The organism is Thiobacillus sp., assembly GCF_024708915.1.
On the sequence record NZ_JANJXQ010000238.1, the window covers coordinates 1 to 6,132 of the forward strand.

General features: G+C 68.6%; 9 protein-coding genes. All 9 read left to right on the forward strand.

Annotation, left to right across the window (positions count from 1 at the left end):
- Positions 1-152: 152 nt before the first annotated feature.
- Positions 153-326 (forward strand): cbb3-type cytochrome oxidase assembly protein CcoS, encoded by a 174-nt coding sequence (gene ccoS, locus Q0L94_RS16085; RefSeq protein ID WP_296755236.1) that lies wholly within the window; start codon positions 153-155, stop codon positions 324-326.
- 53 nt (positions 327-379) lie between these two features.
- Positions 380-1,003, forward strand: coding sequence for a DsbA family protein (locus tag Q0L94_RS16090; protein ID WP_296755238.1), 624 nt, complete (start codon positions 380-382; stop codon positions 1,001-1,003).
- On the forward strand, positions 1,000-1,836 hold the full coding sequence (locus Q0L94_RS16095) for an amidohydrolase family protein (RefSeq protein ID WP_296755241.1): 837 nt from the start codon (positions 1,000-1,002) through the stop codon (positions 1,834-1,836). Before Q0L94_RS16090 ends, Q0L94_RS16095 begins: the two co-directional genes overlap by 4 nt.
- Positions 1,837-1,869: 33 nt before the next feature.
- The gene (locus tag Q0L94_RS16100) at positions 1,870-2,532 is read left to right on the forward strand and encodes a peptidylprolyl isomerase (protein ID WP_296755243.1); all 663 of its coding nucleotides are present in this window, start codon (positions 1,870-1,872) and stop codon (positions 2,530-2,532) included.
- A 74-nt stretch (positions 2,533-2,606) separates the two neighbouring features.
- Entirely contained in the window at positions 2,607-3,467 is an 861-nt protein-coding gene (locus tag Q0L94_RS16105) for an iron ABC transporter permease (RefSeq protein ID WP_296755256.1), read from the forward strand.
- A gap of 51 nt (positions 3,468-3,518) precedes the next feature.
- Positions 3,519-3,947: a putative toxin-antitoxin system toxin component, PIN family gene (locus tag Q0L94_RS16110; RefSeq protein WP_296755246.1), complete on the forward strand. Its 429-nt coding sequence runs from the start codon at positions 3,519-3,521 to the stop codon at positions 3,945-3,947.
- Positions 3,944-4,162, forward strand: coding sequence for a toxin-antitoxin system HicB family antitoxin (locus Q0L94_RS16115; protein WP_296755248.1), 219 nt, complete (start codon positions 3,944-3,946; stop codon positions 4,160-4,162). Before Q0L94_RS16110 ends, Q0L94_RS16115 begins: the two co-directional genes overlap by 4 nt.
- A 244-nt stretch (positions 4,163-4,406) precedes the next feature.
- Entirely contained in the window at positions 4,407-5,138 is a 732-nt protein-coding gene (locus Q0L94_RS16120; RefSeq protein WP_296755251.1) for an ABC transporter ATP-binding protein, read from the forward strand.
- A 40-nt stretch (positions 5,139-5,178) separates the two neighbouring features.
- A partial coding sequence (gene pcnB / locus Q0L94_RS16125; protein WP_296755253.1) for a polynucleotide adenylyltransferase PcnB occupies positions 5,179-6,132 on the forward strand: 954 nt, incomplete at its 3' end.

Genomic DNA, 6,132 nt, shown 5'->3' on the forward strand with positions numbered 1-6,132 from the left:
ACGCCGTGGATCGCCGGCATCGGCATGTCGGCGAGCTCGCTGCTGGTGGTGCTGAATGCGCTCCGGCTCTCCAATTTCAGCCAGCCCGCCGATGACGGCAGCCTCAAGGCACAGGATTCAAGGCTCGCCGCGCAAGAGCCAGGCCTCTGAGCATGGACATCCTGCTCCTGCTCATCCCCTTGAGCCTCGTCATCGTCGGCCTCATCGCCTGGATCATGCTGTGGGCGGCCAAAAACGGCCAGTTTGACGACCTCGAAGGGCCGGCGCACAGCGTCATCATGGACGACGACACCCCGCCCAAGCCGGACGATCCGGCCAAGCCCTGAGGCCCGATCGCGTATGCTGTGAATCGCCCTTTCATTTCGCAGCTGGCCCTCCCATGAATCCTCCCCTCCTCTGGTATTTTGCCGACCCCATGTGCTCATGGTGCTGGGGGTTTTCGCCGGTGATCGAATGCGTGCGCGATGAATATCGCGAGCGCATGAAGATCGCACTGGTGCTGGGCGGCCTGCGACCCGGGACCAGCGCGCCGATGACGGCGGCGGAGCGGGAAGAAATCCTGCATCACTGGCACCAGGTGCACGAGCGCACCGGACAAGCCTTCCGTTTCGAGAACGCGCTGCCGGAAGGTTTCATCTACGACACCGAACCCGCCAGCCGCGCCGTGGTGACGGCGGGCACCCTCGACCCGGCGCTGATCTTTGCCATGTTCAAGGCGATCCAGACGGCGTTTTATGCCGGGGGACGCGACGTCACCCGGCCCGGCGTGCTGGCCGAGCTGGCGGCCGGGCTCGGCATGGACGCGCAGGCATTCCTGCGCCTGTTCGACAGCGACGACGCCCGCGCCAGAACCCGGGCGAATTTCCGGCAGGCGCGCCAGGCCGGAGTGCGCGGCTTTCCCGCGCTGATCCTGCAGCAGGGCACGCAGCTGCACCCCATCGGCAACGGCTGGCAGCCGCTGGACGCAGTGCGCGCGGCAATCGAGGCGCGACTCGCCGCATGATGCGCGCAGCCTTGCCCGTCCTGTGCCTGCTGGGGTCGCTCGGCGCCGGCGCCTCCCCGCCGCCGATGATCGACGCCCACGCGCATTACTCCGCCCCCGATGCGGCGGCATTCACGCCGGCCGAGGTGATCGCCAGACTCGATGCCGCCGGGGTGCGCCAGCTGGCGGTGACGAGCTCGCCGCCGCAGCTGGCACAGCATCTGTACCGGCATGCTCCCGGCCGCATCATTCCGCTGCTCGGCGTCTATGCGTCGGACCTGGACAAGGGCCGCTGGGTGCACGACGCCGGCCTGCCGGCGCGGGTCGCCGCGCAGCTGGAGCGGGGCAGCTGGGCGGGCATCGGCGAATTGCATCTGTTTGCCGGCGACGCCCGGCAGCCGGTGTTCGAACAACTGGTACGGCTGGCGGCTGCGCGCCGGCTGGTGCTGATGCTTCACGGCGACGCCGAAGTGATCGAGCGCGCGTTCGCCATCGCGCCCGAGGTGCGGGTGCTGTGGGCGCATCTCGGCACCCGGCCGCAGCCCGCGCCGCTGGCTGCAATGCTGGATCGTTATCCCGCCACGCTCTGGATCGACACCTCGGTGCGCGACGAGCGCATCGCTCCGGGCGGCGCCTTGCTGCCGGAATGGCGCGCGCTGTTCGAGCGCTATCCCGATCGCTTCGTGGCGGCGGTGGACACCTTCAGTACGAACCGCTGGCAGCACTACGCAGCCGTGGTGGCGCAAATCCGCGGCTGGATCGAGCCGTTGCCGCAACCGCTGAGAAACCGGCTGCTGCATGACAACTCGGCGCGGCTGTTCGATGCATTTCCGCCGCCCCCCGCTCGCCCGTAAAATCCCCCCCACCCCCACACTGGAGCTTTTCCGATGTCCCGTTTTCCCCTGTTTTACGCCACGCTGTTTCTCGGCGCGCTGATGTCCGGCGCCACTGGCTGCAGCGCCAGCGAGCCCGGCGCCCAGACCGTTGCCACCGCCCCCGCCGCCGGCCAGCCGGCCAATCCGCGCGTACTGATCGAAACCGGCAAGGGCAACATCACGCTGGAACTGTTCCCCCGCAATGCGCCGCAGTCGGCGGCGAATTTTCTCAACTACGCGAAAAGCGGGTTTTACGACGGCCTGGTGTTTCATCGCGTGATCCCCGGCTTCATGATCCAGGGCGGCGGCATGACGCCGGACATGGCGGAAAAACCCAACGGCGAACCCATCCGCAACGAAGCCGACAACGGCCTGAAGAACCTGCGCGGCACGCTGGCGATGGCGCGCACCGGCGACCCGCATTCAGCGACCTCGCAATTCTTCATCAACGTGGTGGACAACGCGCTTCTCAACCATCGCGGCCAGAGCGTCGCCGGCTGGGGCTACGCGGTGTTCGGCCAGGTGGTCGACGGCATGGAGGTGGTCGACACCATCGTCGCGGTGCCGCGCGGCAGCCGCGGGCCGCACGACGACGTGCCGCTCGAAGCGGTCGTGATGCAGCGCGTCAGCGTGCTGCCCGCGGCACCCGCCCCCGCCGAAGCACCGAAACAGTAAGGCCCGGCCTGTCTTCCACCGCCAAACTGCTGCTGCTCGGGCTGGCCGCGCCGCTCGCCATTGCGCTCGGCCTGCTGGCCGGTGCGCTGCCGGCCGACCGCGAACTGGCACAGCAGATCCTCGTCGAACTGCGCGCCCCGCGGGTGGCCGCCGCCTTCGCCTGCGGCGGCCTCTTGGCGCTGGCAGGCGCGCTGATGCAGACGCTGTTCCGCAATCCGCTGGCCGAACCCTATCTGCTCGGCGTCTCCGGCGGCGCCGGTCTGCTTGCGCTGCTCGGCATGGCGGCGGGGCTGGCATGGCCGTGGGTGTCGGCGCTGGCGTTCGCCGGCAGCCTTCTGGCGCTGGCGCTCGCCGCCGCGCTCGGCGGGCGAATGCTGGCGCGCGACCACACCCCGCTGCTGCTGGCCGGGGTGATGCTGGCGGCCGGCTTCGGCGCACTGATCGCACTGATGCTTTCGGTCGCGCCGGCCGAGCGCCTGCCCGGCATGCTGTTCTTCCTGATGGGCGACCTGGCGTGGACCAGCAACGCCTCGATGCTGTGGGGCGCGCTGCTGCTGGCAGTGGCCGCCGCGCTGGGCCTCTCCAGGCGGCTCGACATACTGCAGCTGTCGCCGCTGAAAGCCGCCTCCCTGGGCGTCGCCGTCGCGCCCACGCGCTGGATGCTGTTCGGGCTGGCCGGCGCCTGCACCGCGCTGGTGGTGGCGCAGGCCGGCAGCATCGGCTTCGTCGGCCTGATGGTGCCGCACGCCTTGAGAAAGCTCGGCTTCGCCGGCCACCGCGTCCTGCTGCCCGCCTGCGCGCTGGCCGGCGGCAGCCTCTTGGTGCTGGCCGACGCGCTGGCGCGCACCGTGATCGAGCCGCGCGAACTGCCGGTCGGCGTGCTCACCGCCCTGCTCGGGGTGCCGATGATGTTGTGGCTGCTGCGCCGGCCTTGAAGCCGCCATTTCGGCCCTTCAACCGGTAGCATTTCTGCTACCATAAACAGCATGACTCAGCGGGTGGTCGTCGACACCAATATCTTCGTGGGCGCCTGCCTGGGGCAAGGCGCCTCACACCGGATCGTGGCAGCCTGCCTGCGCAGCGAATGCCTGCCCCTGATGAGCGCAGCACTGTTTGCCGAATACGAGGATGTGCTGGGGCGTGCCGAATTGTTCAAGTCATCCCGACTGACGCCTGGCGAACGCGGCGAATTGCTGGACATATTCCTTGCAGCGTGCAGCTGGACGCGTATCTATTTCGCCTGGCGCCCCAATCTGCCGGACGAAGCGGATAACCACCTGGTGGAGCTCGCGGTAGCGGGTGGTGCGCGTTTCGTGGTGACCCGGAATCTGCGCGACGTTGCCCGCATGGAACGCCGCTTCCCCGAACTGCGGGTGGTAAGCCCCGAGGATTTTCTCAAGGAGATCAAGACATGAGCGCATTGACCCTACGCCTGCCCGACGACAAGCACGAACGCCTGCGCGCCCTGGCGCAAAGCCGCGGCACCAGCGTCAATCGCCTGCTGGACGAAGTGACGACGCTGCTGCTGGCGGAATTCGACGCGGAAACCCGGTTCCGCCTGCGCGCCCAAAAGGGAGCGGGCAAGACCGCGCGCGGCCTCGATTTGCTGAACAAGGCCGCGGGCAAATAGCCAATCCGAACGAGCGGACACGCGGAGCCAACTCGCGGGTTGTGCATGGCGATGCCGCCGCCCTGCTGGAGGCCGGCATCCTCAACCGCAGGCCGGAGGCAAAATCAAATTCATGCTACAGGCTACGTAAGCGGTGCAGCCGGCCACCCTCCTGATTCTGCTGCAGAATCGTCGTCTAATTTACTTAGCAGAAGTCCTTCATGCGCACACCACTCACAAACGACGCAGAACTGCCAACCCGGCCATGCGCCTGACCACCCAGCAACTCTCCCTCCGTACCAGCACCCGCACGCTGGTCGACTCCCTCGACCTCACGCTCGAATCCGGCGAGGTACTCGGCATTCTCGGCGCCAACGGCGCCGGCAAGTCGACGCTGCTGGCGGTGCTGGCAGGGCTCGCGCTGCCCGCGCAGGGACACGTCTTGCTCGACGGCCAGCCGGTGGCCGGCTTACCGCCGCTCGTCCGCGCGCAGCACATCGGCCTGCTGCCGCAGGGCGACGAAGGCGGGTTTTTCGGCAGCGTCGCCGACTTCGTCGCGCTCGGCCATTACCCCTTCGGCGCTGCCCCCGATCTGGCGCCGCATCTGGCGACCTGGGAACTGAGCGACCTCGCCCGCCGCCCGCTTGCCACCCTGTCCGGCGGCGAGCGCCAGCGCGCGCGGCTGGCGCAGCTGGCGGTGCAGGCGCCGCGCATCGCCCTGCTCGACGAGCCGCTGACCCATCTCGACCCGGCGCACCAGGCGCGGCTGCTGGCGTGGGCGCGCGGCGAGGCCGACGCCGGGCGCAGCGTGGCGCTGACGCTGCACGACCCCAACTGGGCCGCCTGCCACTGCGACCGCCTGCTGTTCCTCTACGGCGACGGGCGCTGGCAACTCGGCAGCCCGGCCGAACTGCTCACGCCGGCGTCGCTCGCAAGCCTGTACGGCCCCGGCACCGCGGCATTGTGGCAACAAAGCAGCCGGGGCCAGCCTGTATAATCGCCCATCTGCTTCATTCATCCCCGCTCCGCGCACCCCAATGATTCGTCGCATCATCAGCAAAGTATTCGGCCGCAAATCGCGTGCCTCCGGCGCGCAGATCCTGCCGCAGCCCAAACACGGCATCCGCCGCGAGCAGATCGACGACTGCGCGCTGAAAACCTGCGAAACGCTGGCGCAGGCCGGCTTCAAGGGCTATCTGGTGGGCGGCGCGGTGCGCGACCTGCTGCTGGGCAAGACGCCGAAGGACTTCGACGTCGCCACCGACGCCACCCCGGAAGAAGTGCGGCGGCTGTTCCGCCGCTCGCGCATCATCGGGCGGCGCTTCCAGATCGTGCACGTGATGTGCGGCCGCGTCACCATCGAGGTCACCACCTTCCGCGCCAACGGCCAGAAGGAAGCGGAGGAGGAGGACGAGCACGCTCCCGCCGACAGGTCGCCGGGAGCGCACAAGCGGCTCACCGACGAGCACGGGCGGCTCTTGTCCGACAACGTGTTCGGCGACATGGCGGACGACGCCGCGCGCCGCGACTTCACCATCAACGCGCTGTATTACGATCCCGCGCGCGAGGAAGTGCACGACTACTTCGGCGGCGTGGCCGACTGCAAGAAGCATGTGCTGCGCATGATCGGCGATCCAGAGACGCGCTTCCGCGAAGACCCGGTACGCATGCTGCGCGCCGCGCGCCTTGCCGCCAAGCTCGATTTCCACATCGATCCCGACACCCGCAAGCCGGTGGCGACGCTGGCGCCGCTCTTGGCCAACATCCCGCGCGCGCGCATCTTCGACGAGGCGCTGAAGCTGCTGATGTCGGGCCATGCCCTGCGCGGCGTCCACCAGTTGCGCGCCGAAGGCCTGCACCACGGCATGCTGCCGCTGCTCGATACGATACTGGACGACCCTACCGGCGAGCGCTTCATCACCGCCGCGCTGAAAACCACCGACGCACGTATCGCGCAGGACAAGCCGGCCTCGCCGGCATTTCTGTTCGGC

Bases quoted from the DNA above. Each gene is read 5' to 3' on its own strand.
- ccoS (WP_296755236.1), top strand. From the start codon at position 153: ATGGACATCCTGCTCCTGCTCATCCCCTTGAGCCTCGTCATCGTCGGC.
- Q0L94_RS16090 (WP_296755238.1), top strand. From the start codon at position 380: ATGAATCCTCCCCTCCTCTGGTATTTTGCCGACCCCATGTGCTCATGG.
- Q0L94_RS16095 (WP_296755241.1), top strand. From the start codon at position 1,000: ATGATGCGCGCAGCCTTGCCCGTCCTGTGCCTGCTGGGGTCGCTCGGC.
- Q0L94_RS16100 (WP_296755243.1), top strand. From the start codon at position 1,870: ATGTCCCGTTTTCCCCTGTTTTACGCCACGCTGTTTCTCGGCGCGCTG.
- Q0L94_RS16110 (WP_296755246.1), top strand. From the start codon at position 3,519: ATGACTCAGCGGGTGGTCGTCGACACCAATATCTTCGTGGGCGCCTGC.
- Q0L94_RS16115 (WP_296755248.1), top strand. From the start codon at position 3,944: ATGAGCGCATTGACCCTACGCCTGCCCGACGACAAGCACGAACGCCTG.
- Q0L94_RS16120 (WP_296755251.1), top strand. From the start codon at position 4,407: ATGCGCCTGACCACCCAGCAACTCTCCCTCCGTACCAGCACCCGCACG.